Source organism: Ruegeria sp. BG7, assembly GCF_056535685.1.
The window spans coordinates 635,017-659,793 of sequence record NZ_JBQFIU010000002.1; the positions used below are offsets into that span (position 1 = coordinate 635,017).

The following is a 24,777-nucleotide window of genomic DNA, read 5'->3' on the forward strand; positions in this document are numbered from 1 at the left end:
CGGCCAAAACGAAAAAACCGGCGCTTGAAGCGCCGGTTCTTGTTTTCTTACCCGCCAAAATCGTCGAGCATGATGTCTTCTCGGTCCACGCCCAGGTCCAGCAGCATGTTGATGACCGACTGGTTCATGATGGGCGGGCCACACATGTAGAATTCACAGTCTTCTGGCGCGGGATGGTTCTTGAGGTATTCTTCGAACAGGACGTTATGGATGAAACCGGTATAGCCTTTCCAGTCATCCTCGGGCTGCGCATCCGAAAGCGCGACATGCCAATCGAAATTGTCGAACTCTTCGGCCAGTTGGTCGAAATCTTCGACAAAGAACATCTCTTTCTTCGACCGCGCGCCGTACCAGAAGCTGATCTTGCGATCGCGATTTTCCAGACGTTTGAGCTGGTCAAAAATGTGGCTGCGCATGGGGGCCATGCCCGCACCACCACCGATGAACACCATCTCTTTTTGGGTCTCGCGCGCGAAGAACTCGCCAAACGGACCCGAGATTGTGACCTTGTCACCCGGCTTCAAGTTGAAGATGTAAGATGACATCTGACCCGGAGGGATACCTTCCGAGCCCGGAGGCGGTGAAGCTACGCGGACGTTCAGCATGATCATGCCCTTCTCGTCCGGGTAGTTGGCCATCGAATAGGCGCGCTCGATCGGTTCCGCGACAACCGACTCGTACTGCCAAAGATTGAAGCGGTCCCAGTCTTCGCGATATTCCTCTTCCACGTCGAAATCAGTGTATTTCAACGCGTGCGCAGGGGCTTCAATCTGAATGTAGCCACCCGCGCGGAAGTTCACGTCCTCGCCTTCCGGCAGATCCAGCGTCAGCGCCTTGATGAAGGTTGCCACGTTCTCATTCGAACGCACCGTGCATTCCCATTTCTTGACGCCAAAGACCTCTTCGGGGACTTCGATGTCCATATCCTGCTTCACGGCCACCTGACAGGACAGTCGGTCACCGCACGAGGCTTCGCGTTTGGTGATATGGCTTTCCTCAGTGGGCAGGATCGACCCACCACCCGAATGCACGCGCACCCGACATTGCGCACAGGTGCCACCACCCCCGCAAGCCGAAGGAACAAAAAGCTTTTCGGCCGCCAGCGTTTGCAGCAATTTGCCGCCAGCTGGTACGGAAATGGTTTTCTCGCCATTGATTGTGATGTTCACGTTGCCGGTCGACACCAGCTTGGACCGGGCGGCCATGATGACGGCCACCAGTGCCAGAACGATGACGGTGAAAAGAGCTACGCCTAGGGTAAAGGTTTCCATTGACGCCTCCTTACAGTTTCACGCCCGAGAAGGACATGAAGGCCATGGCCATCAATCCTGCGGTGATGAAGGTGATGCCCAGACCCTGTAGGCCGTCGGGAATGTCCGAATATTTCAGCTTTTCGCGAACACCCGCCATCGCAGTGATCGCCAACGCCCAACCAAAGCCCGAAGACAGGCCATAGGTTGCCGCCTCGGCAAAGTTGTAGTCACGCTCGACCATGAACAAAGACCCACCCAGAATGGCGCAGTTCACTGTGATCAGCGGCAGGAAAATCCCCAGCGCGTTGTAAAGCGGCGGGAAGTACTTGTCCAAAACCATCTCGAGGATCTGAACCATCGCCGCGATCACGCCGATATACGAGATCAGGCCAAGGAAGGTCAGGTCCACATCCGGGAAGCCAGCCCAGGCAAGTGCGCCCGGTTTCAGCAAGTAGTTCAGCAACAGATTGTTCGCGGGCACGGTGATGGCCTGCACGACCATAACCGAAATACCCAGACCCAGCGCGGTTGAAATCTTCTTGGAAACGGCGATGAAGGTACACATCCCCAGGAAGAAGCTGAGCGCAAGGTTTTCGACAAAGATGGCCTTTACGGCCAGTGAGATCAGACCTTCCATTAGTGGGCCTCTACCTGCTGAATTTTGTATTCACGCTCTTCCACCTGGTTCGGCTTCCATGTGCGGAAGGCCCAGATGATCAGACCGATGATGAAGAACGCCGACGGGGGCAGCAGCAGCATGCCGTTGGGCACGTACCAGCCACCGTTGTTGACGGTCTCCAGAATGGTAACGCCGAACAGCGACCCGGCGCCGAACAACTCACGAATGAAGCCGACCAGCAGCAGGATCAGACCATAGCCCATGCCGTTGCCCATGCCGTCGATAAAGGACGCAACGGGCGGGTTCTTCATCGCAAACGCCTCGGCGCGGCCCATCACGATACAGTTGGTGATGATCAGACCGACGAAGACCGACAGGGTTTTCGAGATCTCGAAAGCATAGGCTTTCAGGATCTGGTCCACGAGGATCACCAGCGAGGCGATGATCACCATCTGTACGATGATCCGGATCGAACCGGGAATCTGGTTGCGCAGGCAAGAGATGAAGAAAGACGAGAACGAGGTCACGAAGATCACCGCCAGCGCCATCACCATCGACACCTGCAGCGACGAGGTCACCGCCAGCGCCGAACAGATGCCCAGCACCTGCAAGGTGATCGGGTTGTTGTCGACAAGCGGGTCGACCAGCATCTCTTTCTTGGTCTGAGACATTAGAACTCTCCTGCTTGCAGCTTGGCCAGGAACGGAGCATAGCCCGCGTCACCCATCCAGAATTTCACCAGGTTATCGACACCAACCGAGGTCAGGGTCGCCCCTGCCAGAGCATCGATATAGAAATCGGGACCGGCCGCAGGTTGCGATTTGGACACCGTGATTTGCAGATCACCATTGTCATCGCGCAACTTCTTGCCATTCCACAACGCTTTCCAGCGCGGGTTATCCACCTCGGCCCCAAGGCCGGGGGTTTCGCCGTGCTGATAGAATTGCAGGCCGTAGATATCGTTGCCGTTATTCTCCAGCGCAATAAAGCCATAAAGCGTGGACCATAGACCATAGCCGTGCAGCGGCAGGATCACCTTGTCCAGATCACCTGCATCATCACGCAGTAGGTAAATCACGCGGTATTTCGACTTGCGACCAATGCCCGCGGGATCATCGTCCAGCGCAACGCTCAACTCAGGGTCGCTGGCAGCAGCGATGTCGTCGAAGGTGGTCGGGTCGAACCGATCATCGACGAAGTCACCGGTGGACAGTTCCAGCACATGCGGTTCAAAAGCGGCAAACGCTTCGGTCACATCGATGCCGGGTTCAAAAACGCCCGCAACTTGCAGAACGTTGACCTGTTTGTCCTTCAGTCGGTTGGTTTCCTGTACCGGGCGCAGGCTAACGGCTGCGGCGGAAACGACCATCGAGGCGACAAGACAAACGGCGACGGCGATGAAGATCGTTTTGCCAACCGAGTCCGGCGAGGCCGCCAGAAACTTGGCAATCGCGCCCTTCGGTTCTTGGGAATGCGTATCAGACATGGCGACGCGCCCTCCGTTTAATGTTGGCCTGAACGACGAAGTAATCGATCAGCGGTGCAAAAACGTTCCCGAACAGGATTGCCAGCATCATGCCTTCGGGGAAAGCCGGATTGATCACGCGGATCATCACAACCATGACACCGATCAGAGCGCCATAGATATAGCGACCTACGTTGGTGTGGCTGGCCGAAACCGGTTCGGTCACCATAAAGGCCAGACCAAACGCGTAACCGCCCAGAACGATGTGCCAGTACCATGGCATCGCGAACATTGGGTTGGTGTCCGAGCCAATGAGGTTCAGCAGCAGGGTAAAGCCGATAGTTCCGGCCAGACAGCCCACAATCAGCCGGTAATTGGCAATCTTCGTCGTCAGCAGGAAGGCCAGACCGATCATACACGCCAAGGTCGATGTCTCACCAAAGCTGCCCTGGATCTGTCCGAAGAACGCGTTTGACCAGGTGATGCCTTCAGCCGCCAGCGCCTGAACGCCGTCAGCCGCCGAAACCGCCAGTGCAGTTGCACCCGAGAACCCATCAACCGGGGTCCAAACCGCATCGCCCGACATCTGCGCAGGATAAGCGAAGTACAAGAAAGCCCGGCCAACCAGCGCCGGGTTGAGGAAGTTCTTGCCTGTCCCACCAAACACTTCCTTACCGATCACGACACCGAAGATAATCCCCAATGCGACCTGCCAAAGTGGCGTGGTTGCTGGCATGATCAGCGTGTAGAGCATTGATGTGACAAGGAAACCCTCGTTCACCTCGTGCCCGCGCACGGTTGCGAAGATGACCTCGAAAATACCACCGGCGACCAGCGTGACGATATAGATCGGTAGGAAATACATCAGCCCGTGCATGACATTGGCAAAAATGCTTTCCGGGTTCAGCGAGATGCCAAACATCTGCAGAATGGCGATCCGCCATCCAGTTGCGGAATCAGGCCCAAGCGTGGCTATAGCTGAATTGGCCTGATAGCCGGTATTGTACATTCCCCACAGGATACACGGGATCGTCGCGATCACGACATAGGTCATGATCCGCTTCATATCCACGTAAGACCGCGCATGAGGGGCAACGGTGGTCACAGTTTTCGGAGTGTAGATAAAGCTTTCGACCATCTCGTAGATGGGGAAATACTTTTCGTACTTGCCGCCCTTGGTAAAGTTCGGCTCGATCCGATCGAAGAAGCTGCGCAAACCCATTTGGATCAGCCCTCCTTTTCAATCTTGCTCAGGCAGTCGCGCAGCGCCAGCCCGTATTCATATTTCGCTGGACAGGCAAAGCCCACAAGGCCTAGGTCCTCTTCATCCAGCTCCAATGCGCCCAAGGCTTGGGCGGTGTCGGTATCCATCACCAACAAAGCGCGCAGTAACTGTGTGGGCAGGTAATCCTGCGGCATCAGTTCCTCGAACACACCGGTTGGCACCATCGCGCGACGTCCACCATTCAGGTTGGATGTAAAAGCGTACAGCTTCTTGGCAAACGCAGAACCCAAAACGGGCTGAACAGAAAACTTCGATGGCATTGGACGAATCCAGCCCATCGGAATTTGATCGTGATCTTCACGTATGATACTGATCTGGCGCGCAAAACGACCCAGATAGGCTGTCGGTCCATCAGCTTGCTGACCAGACAGGATTGAGCCCGAGATGATACGCGGCGTGCCGTCCACGTTCACCTCATCACGGGTCAGGTCATCCGTGGATGCACCCATAACGGTGCGTACTAGGCGCGGCTGACGCGCCCCGGGTCCGGTCAAAGCAATCACAATATTGGGATCCAAATGACCCGTTTGCATCAGGCGGCCGATTGCAATGACATCCTGATAGCTGATGGTCCAGACCTGCTTTTCACCAGCCAGAGGCTCGAGAAAATGGATATGGGTACCCGCCAGACCAGACGGGTGCGGTCCAGAAAACGCCGCCGCTTCTACGCCGGGAACATCTGCTCCGGGGATCGCATCGCCGTCCTTCTGGCACAGAAAGGTTTTTCCTTCGGTCAGTTTGGTGATCGCTGCCAGACCCGAGTTGAACGCCTCGGGCGCTTCAGCGATGATCGACGCGGCGTCTGGGGCCAGCGGATCACTGTCCATGGCAGTTACAAAGATTGCTGTCGGTGCGCTGCCAGGCTGCGGCATTTTAGAATATGGCCGCGTGCGAAACGCGGTCCACAGGCCAGCGGCACACAGTTTGGCGGTCACACCTTCTGCGCTGTTTGCATCGCCAACGTTCGAAAAATCGACGCCGTTGTCATTTGCATCCGACACTTCGATCACAACGCTTTGCAGGACACGGCGGGCACCCCGGTTGATGGCAACCACTTTACCGCTTACCGGCGCAACCATCATCGCCTCTGGTGCGTCCTTGTGACAGAACAACGGTGCACCCCGTTGAACATCCTCGCCCTCTTGCACCAACATCTTGGGCTTCAGGCCGATATAGTCTCCACCCAAAACGCCGACGGTCTTATAATCCGGCCCCGGATGGATGGTCTGGTCGGGAGCGCCTTCAACCGGCAGATCCAACCCTTTTTTAAGTTTGAAAGTTTGCATGTCGCTACGTTCTTCCAAGCCTTCATTGCTGCGCCTGCATTGCTGACGCCAGTTGGGGCCATGCAATAACGCGGAAATTCATACCACTTGTCGCGAAAGCGACAAAATGGGTCCAAATTCCGCAGGCATAATTCCGATCACGGACCCTTTACGCGGGGACGCTTCTAAACGCAAACCTGTTACCGCCAAAAGTTATCTTGAAACCGCACTTTCCCGCTATTTACTCGGCAAAGTGACACATTTCGGGCGCCAAAAAAAGCGTGTCGCACCCGCGAAGGTTCCGGTGTAAGCAACCAAAATGGAACAAAACGCAGACCTCGACATCTTTCTGATTGCGACACCGGGCCTCGAAGGTCCCTTATGCGCCGAGGCGCAGTCGAACGGATTCGCCCAGGCGAAAGAGGTTCGAGGCGGCGTAACGTGCCGAGGATCTTGGTCCGAAGTCTGGCGGGCCAACCTGACCTTGAGGGGTGCGAACAAGGTTCTTGTGCGGTTGGGGAACTTCCCGGCGGTGCATCTGGCTCAGCTGGACAAACGGGCCCGCAAATTTCCGTGGAAAGAGTTCCTGCGCCCGGACGTTCCGATCAAGGTCGAGGCAACAAGCCGCAAATCCCGGATTTACCATGCCGGAGCCGCCCGACAAAGGATCGAACGCGCGATATCCGAGACATTGGGGGCTCCGATCTCATCTGAAGCCAGCCTAAGGGTCCTTCTGCGAATCGAAAAAGACATGTGCACATTGTCGATCGACAGCTCAGGCGAGCTTTTGCACAAGCGCGGGCATAAGGAAGCGATAGCCAAAGCGCCGATGCGGGAAACAATGGCCGCCATGTTTCTGCACGACTGCGGCTACACCGGTAACGAACCTGTCCTTGATCCGATGTGCGGGTCAGGCACGTTTGTGATCGAGGCCGCCGAAATCGCCCTGGGCTTGCTGCCCGGCCGGTCGCGCAGTTTTGCTTTTGAAGACCTTGCCAGTTTTGATCGCGACCATTGGAAATCAATGAGAGACTGCATCACCAGCAAGGAAACTGGGCTAACCTTCTGCGGCTCGGACAGAAATGCAGGTGCGATTGAAGCTGCCACAGCAAACGCCAAGCGAGCGCAGGTGAGCCAAGCGACACAGTTTCATTTGAAGTCGGTTAGTGACATGAAACCGCCGGAAGGCCCAAAGGGGCTGGTAATTGTGAACCCGCCTTATGGTGCACGGATCGGAGACGAAAAGCGGCTGCGCTCGGTCTATGGTGCAATGGGCAAAGCCCTGATGAGCCGATTTCAGGGGTGGCGGGTTGGAATAGTGACCAGTTCCGCTTCCTTGGCTAGGTCAACCCGTCTTCCACTATTGGCGCCAGGCCCGGTGGTCGACCATGGCGGCACAAAAATTCGCCTGTACAAAACGGATCCACTCGGCTGACTCCGATTATCAAATTGCCGTGCCCTGTTCCGCCAACGATTTCCCACGTCCAAGCCCCAAAATCCTCTTGCGCATCGGAACCGCCGGGTATAGATCACCCGCCACGGTCGGAGTGTAGCTCAGCCTGGTAGAGCACTGTCTTCGGGAGGCAGGGGTCGGAGGTTCGAATCCTCTCACTCCGACCAATAAAATCAAATACTTACCGTGTGTGAGTTTTTGATGGATTTCTACAATCCCACACCAAGTAATCAATTCACGCCCATTTGGCCGATTTGCCTAAGCACACGTCGTCGTGCCAATTCCACGGCAGCAATCTGGTCGTCAGCGCTGTGGACCCGATACAACAGTTGAGCGTCCGATAGTCGGGTGTGATCCTCAACTATCTGGGGAGGCGACATCGCGGCTCTCATCGCCTGCACATCGGCCTGCTCTTCCAGTTGCTTGGCAACGGGCAGGTCCTCGTAGACGATCAACAGTTCAGGCGGCGAGTAGTGCATCCCGTCCTGCTCCGCCATCAAGAGCGCCCATTCATGTCGAACCTGCGCCGGTGACATCTGTCCGTTGCGCTGGATGAAGGTTGCAGCCAGCTTCAACGTCACCCGCCATTGTCGATCAGACACCAGCCTCGGATCGTCATCGATCTCTGCGCCACTTCCGACCGCGTGACAAGCCTTGTTGTAAACATGAGCCATCGGTGGCTTTGCTGGATGGCAGCAAGGTCGTCGCGCCTGCGCTGCAAGTCCGTTGGGTTCTGTTCGACAAAGGCTGTAATCACGGCATCATGTTCAGCCTGCGCCGGGTCGATGATCTCACGTTCGCTATCAGGCAGATGCATTTGCTTTCTCCTTTTCGGCGTAATTCTCAAGCAATCTCGGAAGCAACTCTTCTTCATCACTCGGTGCTTCAGTCTTGTTCTCGGTTTCGCTGGGAAGTTCACCGGCCCAGATGCGGTAGTACGAGGCGACCCGGTGGGTGGCGTAAGGCTCGGCTACTTCTAGCTTGAAGCTCTCGCCGTCGATCACCTCCCACATGAAGTCACTTACATACGGCGGTGGATATGGGTTTCCGGGCTTGGTCAGCCAGTGGGTCATATTTGGCCGCACGATCATGTCCGACCGCACCCACATACCGGGTTTGATGTCGTTGGGTATGGCGTCGGCGGGGCGGTCCTGACCCCAAGGGATCGGATCGCTCCAGCCGAGCGCATTATTCAAGTCTGTCATAGTTGATTTCCTTTTCATCGATTGATGCGCATCCCGTCAGATCGATTGATCTACTGGCGACCACCCTTGGAAACGGGTTGGTGGTCAGGCGGGTTGCCTGACGCTCTGGATGCATTGGGTTGGGAAGACCGGACTTCCTGTAGGGGTCCTCAGAAATAGGGCGAACGGATCGTTCTTGGCTCTGGACCTATAAACAGGTCACAGCGTCAACGGCTGCTTTTGACCCAGAGCAGACACTTGCAGAAAACACGGCTATGACCGGGTTGCGGACTTTTCGGGCTTTCGCTGCGCCGTTCACGAAGGTCCGCTGCCCCCTCTTCTCAGGGCGGACTAAGCATCGAGTAAGGCGTCGATCACCGCGCATTCCGGGGCAGCATCGCCGGTGCATCGCGCAACAGTGTCCGACAGGACGCGCTCGATGCGCTGCAGATCGGCAATCTTGGCCTGAACGTCAGTCAGATGATCTTCGGCGATGATCTGCACCTCGGCGCATGTCCGGGATCGGTCATCGACCAGCCCAAGCAGCCCGCGAACCTCTTCGAGAGAAAAGCCTAGATCGCGGGACCGCATGACGAATTTCAGCCGCTTGACGTGGGCATCGTCGTAGCTTCGGTAACCCTTCGTACTGCGCGGCGGGTCCGGCATGATCCCGATTTTCTCGTAGTAGCGAATGGTTTCCAGGTTGCAGCCCGTTGCGCGTGCCAAATCACCCCGCCGAATTGATCTCACGCTTGTGTTACTCATTTCGCAAAAAAACCCCTTGAGCCTGTATCAGCTACAGACCCTAGAACGGTGGAAACATCTGTTCAAGGAAGATTCGATGGAACAACATTTGGCAGAACTGCCGCAATCTCGGTCGCAGAAAACTGGCGACGAAACCACCAAGGGATGGGGCGTGACCGGCCTCGGCGTCATTGGTGCGCTGGCGATGACTTCTTGCTGCATCCTTCCATTGGTGCTGGTCAGCTTTGGCGTGACAGGCGTGTTCATCGCGCAGCTCGGGGCGCTCTATGCCTACAAATGGTACACCTTCGCGCTGAGCGTCGCGTTCTTGGGATACGGCTTCTACAAGGCTTACAAGCCCGTAGATGCCGAGTCCTGTGCCGACGGCACCTGCGCGCGCCCCATCGACCGCCGCATCATGCGGGCAACCCTCTGGGCCGCTTCCGCGATTGTCGCTGTCGCGATGATCTTTCCCTACCTCACCCCCTTCATCCTGAAATTCTGAACGAGGACCATGACCATGAAGCACCTCCTGATATCTGCCCTGACCGTCGCCGCACTCTCAACTCCGTCTTTCGCCGAAGAGCGTCAGGTCGAGATCGCCGTCAGCGATCTGACCTGCCCGTCCTGTTCGTTCATCGTCGCCAGTTCCATGCGCGGTGTTCCTTCGGTCGAGATCGCCGAGTTCGAGGACGGCCCAGAATACGGACAGGGCGTTTACAGCGTGACCTACGATGACGCCGAAACTTCCATCGAAAGCATCATCGGCGCGGTGACGGCCAATGGCTATCCGGCGCACGTGCTGCCCGACACAGCCTCCTGAGCCGTCTGCAATGCGTGACAATTTGATGGGTGGCCTACTGGCCTTCGGAGTAGCGGCTCCGGTCGTGGTCGTCTGCTGCGGCGGCGGAACTGCCGTGCTTGCAGCGTTGTTCGGCGGCGTTGGGGCTTGGCTCTCTGGAATGAGTGGCAATGCCATGCTGGTTTTGGCGGGTCTGACCTACCTGATCCTCCGCGCACTGCGTCGTTCACACATGAAACGGGCCTCCAGCACCGAACCATCACGAAGAAAGACGGCCCATTGACTGACACACCAGAAAATCCCGACCGACTGCTGAAATGGGGGCTTGGCGGTGCGCTGTTCGCCGCGCTCTGCTGCTTTACGCCGTTTCTGGTCGTCATCATCGCTGGCGTCGGATTGTCGGCCCTATCGGGTTGGCTCGATTACGCCCTGTTCCCGCTGCTGTTTTTCAGCCTCGCCGTGGTGGCACAGGCCTTTTGGCTGCGCGCTGGCAAACCGGGACCGGCCCCGAAACTTTGGGCCACCGGCCTCGCGGTGGCCCTGTCGATCCTGATCATTCTTCTCGAATTCAGGTTCGCAATACGGATCACAATCGGCGTTTTCGCCGCCACAGCACTCTACGCGGTTCTGCTGAACCGTGCGCAAAAGAAAGGAACGCTCTAATGATGATGGGATGTTGCACCGCCACCGGTATGTTCTTCGGTCTTCTCGGCATGCTCACACCGCTGATCGCAATCGGCGCGGTCATTTATCTGTTCGCTGCCAAATCGAACAACCCCGAGTATGGTGAGGCGCGCTGAGATGAAAGACCTGAACAAAAACGACGACGGCCAAGGCGGCTATAACCTGATCGTCCTCGGGGCGGGGTCGGCGGGGTTCTCCGCCGCAATTACCGGCGCGGATGCCGGAAAGCGCGTCGCTCTCGTGGGACATGGCACCATCGGCGGAACCTGCGTCAACGTGGGATGCGTGCCGTCCAAGGCGATGATCCGTGCGGCAGAGGCCGTCCATGGTGCAAAGGCTGCCAAGAGATTTCCGGGTCTATCGGGGCAGGCACACGTGGATGATTGGCACACACTCGTCCAGTCCAAGGACGATTTGGTCGCGACCCTGCGCCAGAAGAAATACGCGGACCTTCTGCCGGAATATGAGGGTGTCGATTACATCGACGCCGGTCCCGCGCGGCTGATCGAAGGCGGCGTGACAGTCGGTGAGCGAACCCTGACAGCGCCGAAGACCATCATCGCCACGGGCGGGCGTCCCGTCCTGCCGACCATCGACGGGATCGAGGACATCGGCGCGCTCGACAGCACCAGCCTTCTGGAACTCGAAACACTGCCGAAGAGCCTGATCTTCATAGGCGCGGGCTACATTGGCGCGGAACTGGCCCAGATGATGAGCCGCATGGGCGTGAAGGTCACGCTCGTCGCCCGTTCGCATCTGTTGCCCGGCGCGGAACCAGAGGTCTCGGAGGCATTGGCGGCGGCGTTTGAGGCCGAAGGCATCACCCTTCTGACCGGGTTAAGCTACGACACTGTGCGCCGCGACGACGCAGGCGTGACGCTACGCGTGATCCAGAACGGAAAGCCTGTCGAAGTGACAGCGGATCACCTCGTTTCGACCGCTGGCAGGCGGGCCAATACCGAAGATATGGGCCTGGACGCAATCGGCGTTGAAACCGACGCGCGCGGGTCCATCGTCGTCGGCGAGGACATGCAGACATCGGTGCGAGGCATCTATGCGGCGGGCGATGTGACCGACCGTGACCAGTTTGTCTATATGGCGGCCTACGGTGCAAAGCTCGCCGCCAAAAACGCGGTTCTCGGCGAAGACCATCGCTACGACAACGCCGCGATGCCCTGGGTGGTGTTTTCCGATCCGCAGGTCGCGGGCGTCGGTCTCGGTGAAACCCAGGCGCGGAACGCGGGCTTCGACGTCAAGACGTCCATCGTGCCCCTCGATCAGGTGCCGCGTGCGCTGGCGGCCCGCGATACGCGCGGATTGATCAAGCTGGTGGCGGACAGGAAGACCGACCGGCTGCTTGGTGGCCAGATCATCGCGCCCGAGGGGTCCGATACGATCCAGACCCTCGTCATGGCGCTGAAGTTCGGCATGACCACCAAGGCACTCGGCGAGACGATCTTCCCGTATCTGACAACGGTGGAAGGGCTGAAGCTGGCGGCTCAAACCTTCGATATGGACGTGGCAAAGTTGAGCTGCTGCGCCGGATAGACTCAAGGATAGGACCAGAAAATGAGCGAAGACTACGACCTGATCGTCATCGGGGCTGGCATGGCAGGCGTGGCCGCGGCGAACAAATGTGGCGCAGCAGGATGGCGTGTGGCCATTGTCGATGCGCTGCCCTACGGCGGCACCTGCGCATTGCGCGGCTGCGATCCAAAGAAAATCCTGCGGCGCGGTGCGGAAATCATGGACGCGGCACGGCTCATGCAGGGCAAGGGGATCGATCCCGGTGATCTGTCGATCAACTGGGCCGATCTGATGGCACACAAGCGTGGCTTCACCGATCCCGTGCCGGACAAGATGGAAAAGGGCCTGTCGGGCAACGGCGTCGAAACCCTGCATGGAGCTGCCCGCTTCACGGGAGACAACACGCTGGAGGTCGATGGAACGGCATATCAGTCGGAACGGTTCCTCGTGGCCGCCGGTGCCATGCCCAGGCCGCTGAGCTTCACAGGGGCCGATCTCGTGATCGACAGCACGGATTTCCTCAACCTGGAGGCCCTTCCCAAACGGGTTCTTTTTATCGGCGGCGGCTTCGTGTCCTTCGAGTTTGCGCATATCGCCGCACGGGCCGGAGCCAACCCGATCATCGTGGATCGTGGCGCCCGGCCCTTACGCGGCTTCGATCCCGATCTGGTCGAAATGCTGATCGAGCGCGGCACCGGTATCGGCGTGGACCTGATGCGCGAGACCGAAATCGTGTCGGTCTCGGAAGCCAGTGGAGCATTAAGTGTTGAAGTGAAGTCAGGCGATGAAACCCGAACAATCGAAACCGATCTGGTCGTGCATGGCGCGGGCCGGGTTGCAGCCCTGGCCGATTTGAATCTTGAGGCGGCCGGTGTTGACTACAGCGACAAGGGCATCGTTGTAGCCCCCCATCTGCAAAGCACGACAAGCAGCGCGGTCTATGCCGCCGGAGATTCCGCCGACACCGATGGTATGCCGCTGACGCCGGTCGCGGTGATCGAAGGGAAGGTCGCAGCCTCCAACATGCTCAAGGACGCGCAGACCGTACCGGACTATGCCGGTATTCCAACAGCCGTCTTCACCGTTCCGGAACTGGCGCGTGTCGGCATGTTGGAAAGTGAGGCAAGGGACGCCGGGCATGACGTAGATGTCCGGTTCACCGACACGAGCGGTTGGTACTCGAACTACAGGATCGGCGAGACCTCCGCCGCCGCGAAGATCCTCGTGGACAGGTCGAACGGCAAGATCCTCGGCGCGCACCTGTTCGGCCCGGAATACGGCGAACTGATCAATTTCTTCGGGCTGGCAATCAAGCTGGGCCTGGCGGCCAAGCAGCTTAAGTCGATGACGGCGGCCTATCCAAGTGTTGGATCGGATTTGGGGTCGCTTCTTTGAATTTGAAAGATTTTTCCTAATAGACCCGATCCTCCTCGGAACGTATGTCTCGCCCGATGAAGACGGTTCTTATCTACTTCGTCGCTGCGCTGGCCGAAATTGCCGGATGCTTTGCTTTCTGGGCGTGGTTCCGGCTGGACAAGAGCGTGTTTTGGTTGGCACCGGGCATGCTGTCCCTTGCCGCTTTCGCCTGGCTACTGGCGCTCAGCCCCGCCGATCAGGCGGGCCGCGCCTATGCAGTCTACGGTGGCGTTTACATCGTATCGTCCCTGCTGTGGCTATGGGGTGTGGAAGGCCATCGCCCGGATCAATGGGATGTAGTTGGAGCGGTCATTTGCCTTGTCGGTGCGGGTATTATTCTCTGGGCACCGCGCAGTATTTGAGAGGTAGCCGCAGACGGGGTGAAGCGCTGAATCGTTCGATTAGATCGCCTTTTGGCTCACGCGTTCCGACAACTCGGCGCTGCTTTCCCTCTGCATCGCGGCTGCGATCAAGCAGGTTTTCTATCGCCCTCGAAAGCAGCCATAAATCCTTTACGCAGCATCGGTCAAAGTGGGCTCGGTGCGGTCATTCGCTCGATTCAGCTGACAGTCTGCATTGCGGACTTTGCCGCCATTGGCCCGCTTTCACCGAAGGACCACAGACAGCCCAAACCGGACACTCGCAACAAGACTTTGCAATTTCCGAGATGCGGGGCATTGCCGACAAAAAAGACAAAACAAAACTCTGGTTTACGATAGGATAAACCGTTGCTTAGACGGCCAGTTTTTGATTTTAACCTCGTTCAAGCGTTCTTGGTTTTTTGCGCTACCAACTTAATCTTCGGGGATACTTGAACCTAAGAACTCGAACTTTCGAGTGCTACCCACTGTGATCGGTTTCTCGTTGGCAAAAAGACTGCTATCAAATGAGAACGAATTATCGGTTCCGATCATATGAATGTGAGAATAAATGCGCTTAGCTCTTTTCATTCTCTTTCCGATTGTGTTTATCGGGTTGCTTGTTTTTCTGATCTTTGGCTTGAAACCGCCCAACAGTATTAAGCTGGCTGCTGGCATAAGCGGCGGCGGATATTGGCAAGTTGGACAACTCTACAAAGCAGAACTTGCACGTGACGGCATTCAGGTAATTTTAGTTGAAACCGAGGGGTCGGTTGAGAACATTCAGAAACTTGTTTCTGGCGAAGTGGATGCCGCATTTGTTCAGGGTGGCCTGGAAATACCTCAGGACGAGAACTTACAGTCTTTGGGCGCCATTTTTCTTGAACCCATGGTGGTGTTCCGCGGAAAGTCGAGTCCAGTCGGGGCCAATGCAGGAGAATGGGGAGACATTCGCTTAGCTGCAGGAACCAAGGCGTCCGGTACTCGCGCCGCCGCTTTAGCGCTAATTGAAGCCGCCGGGTTGCAAAATGTCGGCATAGACCTCGTCAATGTTGGGGGCAATGATGCGATAAAGGCGTTATATGCCAACGAAGCGGATGCAGCGTTGTTTGTCGCTCCACTTGATGCACCTTACCTTATGGATGCAATCTTTGATCCAGAAATCATTTTCGTCCCTATGGCTTTGGTCGACGCCCTTGCATTGAAACTTTCAGGAGCGAATTCGGTAACTGTACCAGCAGGATCAATCACACTCGACCCTCCGAGACCACCAGAGGATGTTAAGATCTTAGCATTGCGAGCTTCACTTATAGCCGCATACGATCTGCACCCTGCGGTAACCGATAGGTTAGTGAATGCAGCAAAGAACATTCATGGCGAACCTAATATTTTGCAAAGTGCGCGCGAGTATCCAAACACGGCTTCGCCGCCTGTGCCATTAAACAAAATTGCCACAGAGCTCATAAACTCTGGACCAAACTTTTTGCACGGCGTCTTGCCATATTGGATCGCAGCGCAGTTTGGCAGCGTATTGTTATTGCTGTTGCCTTTATTGTTCGTAGTACCGTTTCTGCGGATCGTCCCGGCCGGTTACGTGTGGTTTCAAAAGCGCCGCGTCTGGCGTTTTTATCAGCGCATTGCTGCGCTTGAGGAAGAACTCAGCAGGGCACAGACCTCAACTGAAGTAGAGGAGGTCGCCAAAGATATCGAAGAAGTAGATACGGCCCTTACAAATCTGAATCTGCCGCTCGCATACCGCCAGGGAGCATATGATGCACGTTTGCACATAGATTTAATTCGACAGGAGATTGCGCGTCGTCGAACTGCCAAAATTGATGGAACCTCGACGTTCTCTAGCAAATCAACTTAGAAGACCATTTTGATTTGAGACTTCGGTACAGTCGTGTGCTTTAGTTATTGCGTGAACAGTGCTTTGGGCTCGCAGCCATCGTTAGTAGAGTTTTCTTTAGCGGCAGCTATGCTGGGCGAACATAGTTCAGACTATGCGGAATAGTTACTTGTATTGAACGATGTAAACTCTGAATAAAATAAGAGGTTAGGAAATGTTCCGTTTAGCATCTATTCTGACTATCGCGCTTGCGGCTGGTGCGCAGGCCGAGGACGTCCCAAACGCTCAACCTGGCGACAGAGAGTATTCCCCTTACCCACAACAAGACTTTCCAAACCAGGTCTTTTTCGGCGATACTCACTTGCATACCTCTTACTCCGCTGATGCTGGTATGATCGGCAATATACTTGACCCTGATGCAGCGTATCGTTTCGCCAAAGGCGAGGTGGTGACATCTAGCACTGGCGTCGAAGCTAGGTTGCGCCGACCACTAGATTTTCTGGTCGTTGCCGATCACGCTGAGAACTTGGGTCTCGCGCCGCTGTTAGCGGCTAAAGATGCCACGCTGCTCTCCACGGAGTTTGGCCGGCAACTGAACGCGGCTGTCGAGGCCGGTGATCCCGTTGGCGCATGGTCGATTTGGAGCCAAGCCAAGTCCACTGGCACAGACCCATTGGCGGATTATCAGGAGATTTACCAAACAGCGTGGAGCAACATTACCTCCGCCGCTGAGGCACACAATCAACCGGGTTTGTTTACTGCGCTTATCGGGTTCGAGTGGACCTCAAACCCACAGCGGAACAACCTGCACAGGAATGTCATATTTAACGGTGGTAAAGAGGGCGCTGACAAGATCATCCCGTTCTCGAACTTTGATAGCTTCGACCCCGAAGACCTTTGGGCATGGATGGAACAAGCTGAAGAGACAACAGGCCAAAAGCTGCTTGCGATCCCGCACAATGGCAACTTGTCCAACGGGTTGATGTTCGACGAAGTGCGCTTGTCCGGTGAACCGTTCGATGTTGAGTATTTCAAACAGCGAGCCAAGTGGGAACCGATCTACGAAATCACGCAAATGAAAGGTGACGGCGAAGCACATCCCATGCTGTCACCAGACGATGAATTTGCCGACTTCGAAACGTGGGACAAAGGACAACTTGGACCAGAGCCCAAGACACCGGAGATGCTTCCGCGCGAGTATGCACGGGCCGCATTGCGCCGCGGACTTGGATACGAGGCGCAAACTGGGACAAACCCTTTCAAGTTTGGCGTGATCGGCTCAACCGATGCTCATACATCGCTGTCCACGGTTGGCGAGGACAATTTCTTCGGGAAAGTCGCAGCTGTTGAACCTACTGCTGACCCGATCCGATTTGAAGAGGTCGTCGGCGGTATTGGAGGTGACGAGAGTGTCGCTCAATATGCATGGCAGACTTCGGCGTCGGGTTTGGCGGCCGTTTGGGCAAGGGAAAACACCCGCGAGGCCATTTGGGATGCGTTTGCTCGGAAAGAAGTCTATGCAACCACGGGTCCGCGCATGCGTGTTCGCGTTTTTGCGGGGTACGAATTTGATGAAGCAGACCTGCCGCGCGCGGATTTTGCCGCGTATGGATATGAAAATGGCGTCCCGATGGGGGCGGATTTGCCAGCGGATAGTGACGGTCGGTCTCCGCGCTTTCTCATCCGTGCGCTCCGTGACCCCGATGGAGCCAACCTCGACCGCATTCAGATTGTCAAAGGCTCGCTGAACAGTGACGGCACAACATCGGAACGTGTTTACGACGTTGCTTGTGGCGGGCGTGAACTTGTAAACGCGGCGTGTGACGGCCCGGTTGGCAATACGGTGGATGTAGAAAACGCGTCTTGGACAAACGACATCGGCCAGGCAATTCTCGCCGGATATTGGGAAGACCCGGACTACGACCCGACGCAAAGCGCGTTCTATTACGTCAGAGTGTTGGCAATACTGACACCGCGGTGGACAACATATGATGCCAAGGTTTTCGGAACGGAGATCCCAGACGAAGCACCGCGCTCAATACAGGAGCGGGCCTACACATCACCAATTTGGTACACACCTCAGGGATGAGTGACATTAGGTTAAGGCTAAAAATCACTTAGTCTGCTCTGGGCTCGATGCGGTCATTTGCAAAGTACTCGTGAGCGTCTGCTGTGCGGACCTTCCGGACCTTCACCGCAGTTGCTCGAATGTCCGGTTGCAGCGCATTTCATTACCCGCATCGGTAAGACCAAATGCGCAAGTTCTGGGTCGATTTCAGGTATCTCAGATGCAAGCCTGCAATCGCCACTGAAAGTTGAGGGTATGGAATTGAATATCAGACAAAGACTGGCTGAGAATGAATGGAAGGGCGAAATCGGCTTCACCATTGAAAGCCGCGAGCCTGAACGCGTGGTTGCCAGAATGCCGGTAACTGAAGCTGCAAAGAACCCGTTTGGAACGATGCACGCGGGCGCTTTGATCTGGTTTGCCGATATCGCAGCAACCTTGTGTGCCATCGGCGATCTGGACAGTATTGGTGAAGACGGGTCAGGCTTTCCGCTCGCCGTTGATCTTCATACCGTGCTGTCGGGCAATGAAAAGGCAGGCGATCTGATTGCAACCTCCACAACGGTCAAACGCGGTGGCAAGCTCATTGTCATTCGCACCGAGGTTCGCGGAGAAACAGGGCGTCTGTTGATCGACATGACAACCACGCATCTTCGCGCCGGTTGACCAACTGGAAAGCACCCGCCCTTCTTGCGGCGGATGCATGTTTCCTTGCCTCAAACCGTCGTCAGAAATTCCGTCAACTGATCAATTATCGCTTCATCCGTACGTCCATTGGTGACGCAGGCCCGCAAAACCGGTTTGCCCTCGAACATCGCCTTGGAAATCCAGAAACGCCCATCTTCGTGAACCGCATCGACATAGCGTTGCACGGCGTCGTGCCCTTCCGGCGGAACCATGCAGCTTACCCCCATGAGAGACTGGTTTGCCTTTGTCCAACCCGCATTTCTAAGATTTTCCGTGAACCGGTTGGTCAGTCGGATGGTACGCTCGACATGGTCGCCGTAGCCGTCCCATCCGGCGGCACCAAGGGCGAGGAACAGGCGCAATCCTACGAAGCGGCGTGACCACTGATTGGAATTCACATAGAAATCCTTGGCTGCCTCGCTTTCCGGCATGTAGCTGGCCGAGATACGGAAAACCTGTGCGGGTATGTCGGGGCGCGAGGTCAGAAACATGCCTGCGCCCATCGTGGTGGCGAACCATTTGTGGGCGTCAATCGTGATCGAATCCGCTTGCTCAATGCCGTCCAGTGCGGTTCGCCCTTCGGTGCTGGCGATCATCGCCCCACCCCATGCCGCATCGACGTGAAACCACATACCATGCTCTCGCGCCAGAGCACCGCAAGGTTTGAGGGGGTCGATCATCCCGGCATTCGTGGTGCCAGCCGTAGCTACGATCAGGACCGGGACACAACCGTTTTTCGAATCATCATCAATGGCGGTCGCAAGACAACTTGCGTCCATCTGGCCTTGGCCGTCAGTTGCGATCAATCGAACGGCGTTGCGCCCGATGCCCGCCGAATGCGCCATCTTCAACCATGCAAGATGGCTTTCCTTCGAAACGTAAATCGTTGGTTGGCCACCGAACTCATAGATACCCTTGTCGCTGTACTCCGGGCATTTGGCCTGCAAGGCACATAAAACAGCCGCCGAATTGGCCTCAGCCCCACCACTGGTAAAATGCCCCCCGGACCCCTTGGGAAGCCCGGCGCGCCTGGCCAGTTCATTGATGACATGCTGTTCAATTTCGACAGCGGCTGGCGCATGAGAATACACACAGATTTGCGGATTGAAGGCTGACGCGATCCGGTCGGCACATTCCGAGGCAAAGGTTGGCGCGGGATTGAACAGACCAAGATATCCCGGATGAGTCATCTGAACGCTGCCGACATCTAGTGCATTAATCACCCAATCCATCAGGGGTTCGAGTTCTTCTGCCTGATCAAACTGCTTGGATTTCAACTCTCCCAACCAGTCAGGCGTTAACTCAGCCGAGGTCGCCTTGCGATTGGCATAGTCGCGGCGTGCCTGACTCAAGCGCTCGGTCAACGCGTTTTCCGCGTCTGTTATTTGGTCAAAATCCGGGAAGAGTGCGTCGCGTCCGTGCATCGGGAATTCCTGTGGTTGTTTGGTGTGAAACTATCCGTGCTGAATAAGTTCATCGACCCGAAACATGCGGTATTCACGCGGCAATACTGCCAAATTACTATCCCGAACTGGACCAATGACGGCTTTCCGCACATCGCTTCAAAATGAGCGAGGCGCAGCATTGGTCACTAAGGGCTCAAGGCCGTCATCTGAGTCTTTCAGTCAGATGACGGCTTAGGAACGGATAGCAGTCTTTGTTGGTGGTCGTTCCGAGAATTTTCGCTTGAAGGTCTGCATTTTACGGCAGCGGACGTTCGCTGAAATCTGCTAAGCGGCAGAGTTGCGGACATACCCTCCGTTGCCGTCAGAACACTTAGAAATTGCTCCCGACCCCATTGGGCGAACAAGTCATCGTTGGCCCGAGCGTAGCGTATCGCGCCGGCCACCCCATGTCCGGTCAGTGCGAGACGATCGCGAGCCCCGCGAATATGAGCGCGCCGCCTGTCCAATCGCGCGGCTCTAGCCCTTCGCCGATACTGTAGGCGTAGGTCAGTACGATCAGCGTCTCGAGCGCAATTATTATTAGATACAGCTCGGAAAGTGGAACTGTGCGCATCAGCACCACCTCGGACTGGGTGGCGGCAAGAAAACCCAGAATGATCAGAGCGAGCGCCACCGCCGTCCATTCGGCTGAGGCCAGTTTCATTCCGATGGTTGCAACGCCATACCCCACTGCCGCCAAGACGGCCAAGGCCAGTGGTTTCAACGCCAGAAACTCCATGTTTCAAATCCTTCACCGTGCGCAAAAAAAACCGCGCACCTCTCATGAACCAACATTCTCTGCGTAGGATTTTAGCATGCGTATTATGTCGCATCAGTGAAGCCGATTACTTTATTTTAGCGAAGTGAAAGCCGGTAAGAGTATTGCTTATTCAGATGAAGCGAATAGCTGATACCCGCCTTCGAAACGGATGCTGCGCCTGACCCAAAGTCTGAAAAGGGCTCGGTTCGGTCATTCGCAGTATTATCGTGAGCGTTTGCTTCGCGGACGAAACAGACGTCGCTACAATCGAATATGCTGATCTAACTTGCTTGTAATCTATGTCCGCCATACGATTTGCGTAAAAGCTCCAGCTCGAAGTTCGATCTGATCATTTACACGGCGAGCGTACGCCGCCTAGTATCGCAATGCCGAAACGAAAGACTTATGCGGGAGTATTACTATGAAAACGACAACCAAGGCTCTTTTTGTTGCTGCCGTGCTGGCCTGCGGTGCAACTGTCGGGAATGCCAAGGACAAAAACATTCTGCCGAAAGACAATGCGGAGTTCGTAAACTATGGCGAAGAATCCGGCTGGAACATCTTTGTGGACAAGAGCCGGAACACCTGCCTGATAGAACGGGTCGATGAGAATACCAACGTCGTGCAAATGGGTCTGACCCCGGACAAAGAGTTTGGCTACATGGGTGTCTTCACCAAGGCGGACATGGAGTTTAAGGATGACAAGGTCGAGCTACTCATGGACAACAAGTTGTACTACGGAGATACAACAGCGGCGCCGCCCAATCTGGCAGATGGTTACAAGGGCGGTTATCTTCTAGCCAACAACCCTGACTTCGTAACAGACGTTATGGAACGCGAGTCTATGATTGTAATGCCAGAGAGTAATTTTGCTTTCGAAGTAAGCCTTGCTGGAACAAAGAAGGCAATAGAAGCGGCGCGTGAGTGCAATGCCTCTCTAACCAACTAATTTGACTCAAAATCTCAAGGTCGCTCACGTTGTGGGCGGCCATTTTTTTGGCGATATGACCCCTAAACGATATAAACAACGGTACTCAGCCTACAGCCTTGTATGAGCTTCCCCAACTGAATTGGTCCACTGCTATATTTAGGAAACGGAGGACCAAGAATGGCAAGCAAGAGACCGAAACCTGAAGCGTTGTCCGCCCAAGCACTCAAGATTACGTGTGCGCTCTGGTGGAAATCTGATGCTCGAGAACTTCGGTCCTTGCTGATGCTGACTGACAAACATCTTTGAAACTGCGAAGCGGTGTGGCAACGTTTGGCTATCCTGCGAAACTGTGTGCTACTTTACAGACTTCCATCATCAATCTCATTAGGAGAAGACATGCTAGTCAAACTTCTTGCGTCCGCATTTTTCTTGATTTTGCCCGCGCTCAGTTTCGCTCAAACAGCTGAGCGCAGCGTGACCATCGAAGCCGATGCGACAGTTAAGTCGGTCGATCCGGACACTCGCCTTATCGTGCTGCAAAACTCAGAGACGGGCGAAGAAGAGACCATTGTTGCGGGACCGGAAGTCGTAAACTTCGACCAAATTGAAGAAGGCGACACAGTCAAAGCCGTTTACACACTGGGGGTAGCTGCAAGCATGGCGTTCCCCGGCGAGGTTGACAGTATGGTTGAATTGGAAGCCCAGGCTGGAGAGGGATCAACACCGGGCGTGGCTGCCGGAACGATGGTTACGTTAATTCTGACTTTTGTTTCCTTCGACGCCGCGAGCTCAATCGCCACTGTGACGGACAGCAGCGGCACGGAACAAATGATCGAGGTTGAAACGGATGTTGGTCGTGAGTTTGTTGAACAGCTTAGCCCGGGAGACAGAGTAGCTCTGAGCTTCACGGAAGGTCTCGCTGTGGGAATTGTTGAAAAATAGGCGTCGTCCGCAGCGCAACCTCATAAGGCGTACCTGTTGTTTCTTATGTCGCCACCAATGGAACAACTCGTCCCACAGCTTCCGCCCCCACAAAGCTCTTAGCATTGTTGGTCCAAATTGGGCATCGAAAGGTGGAGAAAACCCGCCTTCCAAAAAGGGATAAGGCAGAGGTCATACAATGGTCTCTGCCACCGTATCGATCCGGCACGCGATGAATCACAATAGGCCGCTTTGGGCTCCCAGCGGTCGTTCGCAGCGTTCTGTCTGCATGACCGCTACGCGGACAAAACCGACTTCTCCTTCGTCTCTTCGAATGGCCCCTTCTGATAATCGGAGAAGAGATCCATATCAGTCATCGGCACTTGTGTTGTGTGTATCCACACCCCATATATTTCCTACCCGAAATGGAGACTTCATGTCCTGGTAAGGAAGGGAGGCAGAGCGCCTCCAGGTGCACATCGAACAATTGAAACAGCTCCGTAGCCTCAAGGCTGATGGCTCCTCATGATGTGCACATTCGTTTCCTACCATCATCGCTCAAGAATAGCTTGGGCTAGAGACATGAAAGTGGACACCCCATGAAACGGGACTACACAGATTTCCTTCCGCAACGCGCGCGAGACGCCGGAGCACGAACTAATCTCAACCCCCTTCAGGCACTGGGATGGCAACCCTTTTTCGCCCAACAGATCAGCGTAGACGAGCTAACGGCAACACCTCCCGCTCGCGTCGTAGAAGTGCATCGCAATGGGCTGCACGTCCTCGGTGACAGTGTTGATGATATACTTCCTCCCAGGCCGGATGTGACTGTCGGTGACTGGTTGATGCTGAAGCCTTCGTGCCCACAATCCAGTCGGGTTCTTGAGCGCACAAGCTTAATCAAGCGGCGCGCACCTGGCACAGACCGGCAGGAACAACTTATTGCCGCGAACATTGATACGGCTTTCATCGTCACGTCTTGTAATCAGGACTTCAAAGTGGCCCGGCTCGAACGCTATGCCGCTCTGGCATTTGAGGCCGGGATCACCCCCGTCATCGTCGTGACAGAGACGGACCTTGCGACGGACCCGCAAAGCTATACCGACGCGGCCCGCGCTGTGTCTGAGATGATCGAGGTGGTCGCACTCGACGCCCGCGGAAGTGCTCCCCGAAAGCACCTTTCCTCGTGGTGCAGGTCGGGCAAGACGGTGGCGTTTCTGGGCTCCTCCGGCGTTGGCAAGTCGACGCTGACCAATGCCTTGCTCGAAAGCCAATCCATCGAGACCCAGGCCATTCGTGAGGACGATGCAAAGGGGCGGCATACAACAAAGAGGCGCGAGCTTCATGCGATGCTCAATGGTTGTCTGATCCTCGACACCCCCGGCATGCGAGAACTACAGCTCACCGATGCTGCGGACGGGATCAATGACCTTTTTGCCGACATTCAGGAGCTTGCCGCAGGTTGTCGCTTTAACGACTGCCAGCACGAGACCGAGCCGGGATGCGCTGTATTGAAGGCCGTTGAACAAGGTACCCTCGATGCTGTTCGGCTAGGGAGATGGCGTAAACTCTTGGCCGAAGATGCCTTCAACTCGGCCAGCCTTGCGGAACGCAGGTCGCGGGACAAGGCGTTCGGGAAGATGGTTCGCGGCGTCAAGAAACACAGAGATGTCAGAAGGAAGTGCCGAAGACTGCCGGTCGGTGAAAGAATTGGCCGAGACACACATTGCCAGCGTTCGAAGCAAGATTGATGAGCTCAGACGTCTGGAGCGTGCCTTGAGTGAGCTTACCGCCAATTGTGATAGTGGTAACGTGCACTGCCCGATGCTGCAAAGACTGAAAATGATGGATGATATCTGACTCTGGCCACCGGGCGGAAGCTCAGGGTCTGAGATTTGGCCAGATCAGGTCAGACCAAGGTCTGTGGTGCGGCAACAGATTGTAGTTCATAGTCGATTTCACGATGAGAGAGAAAGTAACTGACCTGACGATTGACAATTGGTCGCTGTCGCGAGTCTTTCTTGCAGCCAGCATTTTAGTGATGGGCATTGCTACCGCAA

At 55.8% G+C, this 24,777-nt stretch carries 28 protein-coding genes and 1 tRNA gene; 17 read left to right on the forward strand and 12 right to left on the reverse strand.

Going from position 1 to position 24,777, the window contains the following annotated elements:
• Positions 1-47: 47 nt before the first annotated feature.
• Genes nqrF through ACR3EH_RS20685 form a run of 6 tightly spaced genes read right to left on the reverse strand, consistent with a single transcriptional unit; the run spans position 48 to position 5,908 of the window.
• Positions 48-1,271, reverse strand: a complete 1,224-nt coding sequence (gene nqrF / locus ACR3EH_RS20660; RefSeq protein WP_171094931.1) for an NADH:ubiquinone reductase (Na(+)-transporting) subunit F — start codon at positions 1,269-1,271, stop codon at positions 48-50.
• A gap of 10 nt (positions 1,272-1,281) precedes the next feature.
• Positions 1,282-1,890: an NADH:ubiquinone reductase (Na(+)-transporting) subunit E gene (gene nqrE / locus ACR3EH_RS20665; protein ID WP_050603817.1), complete on the reverse strand. Its 609-nt coding sequence runs from the start codon at positions 1,888-1,890 to the stop codon at positions 1,282-1,284.
• A complete protein-coding gene (locus ACR3EH_RS20670; protein WP_152460184.1) occupies positions 1,890-2,543 on the reverse strand; it encodes an NADH:ubiquinone reductase (Na(+)-transporting) subunit D in 654 nt (217 codons plus the stop codon). The genes nqrE and ACR3EH_RS20670 overlap by 1 nt, the downstream gene beginning before the upstream one ends.
• A complete protein-coding gene (locus ACR3EH_RS20675; RefSeq protein ID WP_171185346.1) occupies positions 2,543-3,358 on the reverse strand; it encodes a Na(+)-translocating NADH-quinone reductase subunit C in 816 nt (271 codons plus the stop codon). The genes ACR3EH_RS20670 and ACR3EH_RS20675 overlap by 1 nt, the downstream gene beginning before the upstream one ends.
• Complete coding sequence (locus ACR3EH_RS20680; RefSeq protein WP_171185345.1) at positions 3,351-4,559, reverse strand: NADH:ubiquinone reductase (Na(+)-transporting) subunit B; 1,209 nt, start codon at positions 4,557-4,559, stop codon at positions 3,351-3,353. Before ACR3EH_RS20680 ends, ACR3EH_RS20675 begins: the two co-directional genes overlap by 8 nt.
• 5 nt (positions 4,560-4,564) lie before the next feature.
• Complete coding sequence (locus tag ACR3EH_RS20685; protein WP_171185343.1) at positions 4,565-5,908, reverse strand: Na(+)-translocating NADH-quinone reductase subunit A; 1,344 nt, start codon at positions 5,906-5,908, stop codon at positions 4,565-4,567.
• A 298-nt stretch (positions 5,909-6,206) separates the two neighbouring features.
• Between ACR3EH_RS20685 and ACR3EH_RS20690 the strand changes: the two genes are divergently transcribed.
• Both ACR3EH_RS20690 and ACR3EH_RS20695 read left to right on the forward strand, forming a co-directional pair.
• Positions 6,207-7,322: a THUMP domain-containing class I SAM-dependent RNA methyltransferase gene (locus tag ACR3EH_RS20690; protein ID WP_171185340.1), complete on the forward strand. Its 1,116-nt coding sequence runs from the start codon at positions 6,207-6,209 to the stop codon at positions 7,320-7,322.
• Between the two features lie 108 nt (positions 7,323-7,430).
• A tRNA-Pro gene (locus ACR3EH_RS20695) sits at positions 7,431-7,507 on the forward strand.
• A 63-nt stretch (positions 7,508-7,570) separates the two neighbouring features.
• Here the strand turns inward: ACR3EH_RS20695 and ACR3EH_RS20700 are convergent.
• The 4 genes from ACR3EH_RS20700 to ACR3EH_RS20715 all read right to left on the reverse strand — a co-directional run bounded on the left by ACR3EH_RS20700 (position 7,571) and on the right by ACR3EH_RS20715 (position 9,289).
• On the reverse strand, positions 7,571-7,942 hold the full coding sequence (locus ACR3EH_RS20700; RefSeq protein ID WP_171675952.1) for a hypothetical protein: 372 nt from the start codon (positions 7,940-7,942) through the stop codon (positions 7,571-7,573).
• Positions 7,918-8,157 (reverse strand): hypothetical protein, encoded by a 240-nt coding sequence (locus tag ACR3EH_RS20705; protein WP_171185337.1) that lies wholly within the window; start codon positions 8,155-8,157, stop codon positions 7,918-7,920. Before ACR3EH_RS20705 ends, ACR3EH_RS20700 begins: the two co-directional genes overlap by 25 nt.
• On the reverse strand, positions 8,144-8,545 hold the full coding sequence (locus ACR3EH_RS20710; RefSeq protein ID WP_171185335.1) for a hypothetical protein: 402 nt from the start codon (positions 8,543-8,545) through the stop codon (positions 8,144-8,146). The genes ACR3EH_RS20705 and ACR3EH_RS20710 overlap by 14 nt, the downstream gene beginning before the upstream one ends.
• Before the next feature lie 330 nt (positions 8,546-8,875).
• Positions 8,876-9,289 (reverse strand): MerR family transcriptional regulator, encoded by a 414-nt coding sequence (locus tag ACR3EH_RS20715; RefSeq protein WP_153218054.1) that lies wholly within the window; start codon positions 9,287-9,289, stop codon positions 8,876-8,878.
• A gap of 76 nt (positions 9,290-9,365) precedes the next feature.
• Here ACR3EH_RS20715 and ACR3EH_RS20720 point away from each other — a divergent pair, with 76 nt between their 5' ends.
• The 11 genes from ACR3EH_RS20720 (at position 9,366) to ACR3EH_RS20770 (ending at position 18,639) form a co-directional block, all read left to right on the forward strand.
• Complete coding sequence (locus ACR3EH_RS20720; protein ID WP_253762079.1) at positions 9,366-9,773, forward strand: mercuric transporter MerT family protein; 408 nt, start codon at positions 9,366-9,368, stop codon at positions 9,771-9,773.
• A gap of 15 nt (positions 9,774-9,788) precedes the next feature.
• Entirely contained in the window at positions 9,789-10,091 is a 303-nt protein-coding gene (locus tag ACR3EH_RS20725; RefSeq protein ID WP_253762077.1) for a heavy-metal-associated domain-containing protein, read from the forward strand.
• Positions 10,092-10,101: 10 nt separating this feature from the next.
• The gene (locus ACR3EH_RS20730) at positions 10,102-10,353 is read left to right on the forward strand and encodes a hypothetical protein (RefSeq protein WP_171675949.1); all 252 of its coding nucleotides are present in this window, start codon (positions 10,102-10,104) and stop codon (positions 10,351-10,353) included.
• Positions 10,350-10,733, forward strand: a complete 384-nt coding sequence (gene merF / locus ACR3EH_RS20735; RefSeq protein ID WP_037941655.1) for a mercury resistance system transport protein MerF — start codon at positions 10,350-10,352, stop codon at positions 10,731-10,733. Before ACR3EH_RS20730 ends, merF begins: the two co-directional genes overlap by 4 nt.
• The gene (locus tag ACR3EH_RS20740; protein ID WP_153218051.1) at positions 10,733-10,870 is read left to right on the forward strand and encodes a hypothetical protein; all 138 of its coding nucleotides are present in this window, start codon (positions 10,733-10,735) and stop codon (positions 10,868-10,870) included. Before merF ends, ACR3EH_RS20740 begins: the two co-directional genes overlap by 1 nt.
• Before the next feature lies 1 nt (position 10,871).
• Positions 10,872-12,302 (forward strand): mercury(II) reductase, encoded by a 1,431-nt coding sequence (gene merA, locus ACR3EH_RS20745; RefSeq protein ID WP_216601653.1) that lies wholly within the window; start codon positions 10,872-10,874, stop codon positions 12,300-12,302.
• A 21-nt stretch (positions 12,303-12,323) separates the two neighbouring features.
• Positions 12,324-13,676, forward strand: coding sequence for a dihydrolipoyl dehydrogenase family protein (locus ACR3EH_RS20750; RefSeq protein ID WP_037941653.1), 1,353 nt, complete (start codon positions 12,324-12,326; stop codon positions 13,674-13,676).
• Between the two features lie 56 nt (positions 13,677-13,732).
• Entirely contained in the window at positions 13,733-14,059 is a 327-nt protein-coding gene (locus ACR3EH_RS20755) for a YnfA family protein (protein WP_171675946.1), read from the forward strand.
• Between the two features lie 568 nt (positions 14,060-14,627).
• A complete protein-coding gene (locus ACR3EH_RS20760; RefSeq protein ID WP_171675944.1) occupies positions 14,628-15,926 on the forward strand; it encodes a TAXI family TRAP transporter solute-binding subunit in 1,299 nt (432 codons plus the stop codon).
• Between the two features lie 193 nt (positions 15,927-16,119).
• Entirely contained in the window at positions 16,120-17,994 is a 1,875-nt protein-coding gene (locus ACR3EH_RS20765) for a DUF3604 domain-containing protein (protein ID WP_171647149.1), read from the forward strand.
• A 234-nt stretch (positions 17,995-18,228) separates the two neighbouring features.
• Positions 18,229-18,639 (forward strand): PaaI family thioesterase, encoded by a 411-nt coding sequence (locus tag ACR3EH_RS20770; RefSeq protein WP_170741046.1) that lies wholly within the window; start codon positions 18,229-18,231, stop codon positions 18,637-18,639.
• A 50-nt stretch (positions 18,640-18,689) separates the two neighbouring features.
• On the opposite strand, the gene ACR3EH_RS20775 is transcribed toward ACR3EH_RS20770, so the two are convergent.
• On the reverse strand, positions 18,690-20,084 hold the full coding sequence (locus ACR3EH_RS20775; RefSeq protein ID WP_171675942.1) for a pyridoxal phosphate-dependent decarboxylase family protein: 1,395 nt from the start codon (positions 20,082-20,084) through the stop codon (positions 18,690-18,692).
• A 436-nt stretch (positions 20,085-20,520) separates the two neighbouring features.
• Positions 20,521-20,844, reverse strand: coding sequence for a 5-aminolevulinate synthase (locus ACR3EH_RS20780; RefSeq protein WP_171675940.1), 324 nt, complete (start codon positions 20,842-20,844; stop codon positions 20,521-20,523).
• 442 nt (positions 20,845-21,286) lie between these two features.
• On the opposite strand from ACR3EH_RS20780, the gene ACR3EH_RS20785 reads away from it, so the two are divergent.
• The 4 genes from ACR3EH_RS20785 (at position 21,287) to ACR3EH_RS20800 (ending at position 24,577) form a co-directional block, all read left to right on the forward strand.
• Positions 21,287-21,814, forward strand: a complete 528-nt coding sequence (locus ACR3EH_RS20785; protein ID WP_171238398.1) for a hypothetical protein — start codon at positions 21,287-21,289, stop codon at positions 21,812-21,814.
• 378 nt (positions 21,815-22,192) lie between these two features.
• Positions 22,193-22,738, forward strand: coding sequence for a hypothetical protein (locus ACR3EH_RS20790; protein WP_171675938.1), 546 nt, complete (start codon positions 22,193-22,195; stop codon positions 22,736-22,738).
• Between the two features lie 578 nt (positions 22,739-23,316).
• Positions 23,317-24,468: a ribosome small subunit-dependent GTPase A gene (gene rsgA, locus ACR3EH_RS20795; RefSeq protein WP_171675936.1), complete on the forward strand. Its 1,152-nt coding sequence runs from the start codon at positions 23,317-23,319 to the stop codon at positions 24,466-24,468.
• Positions 24,386-24,577 carry a MerR family DNA-binding protein gene (locus ACR3EH_RS20800; RefSeq protein ID WP_480634858.1) on the forward strand — a complete coding sequence of 64 codons (192 nt, stop codon included), beginning with the start codon at positions 24,386-24,388 and terminating at the stop codon, positions 24,575-24,577. The genes rsgA and ACR3EH_RS20800 overlap by 83 nt, the downstream gene beginning before the upstream one ends.
• Positions 24,578-24,777: the final 200 nt, after the last annotated feature.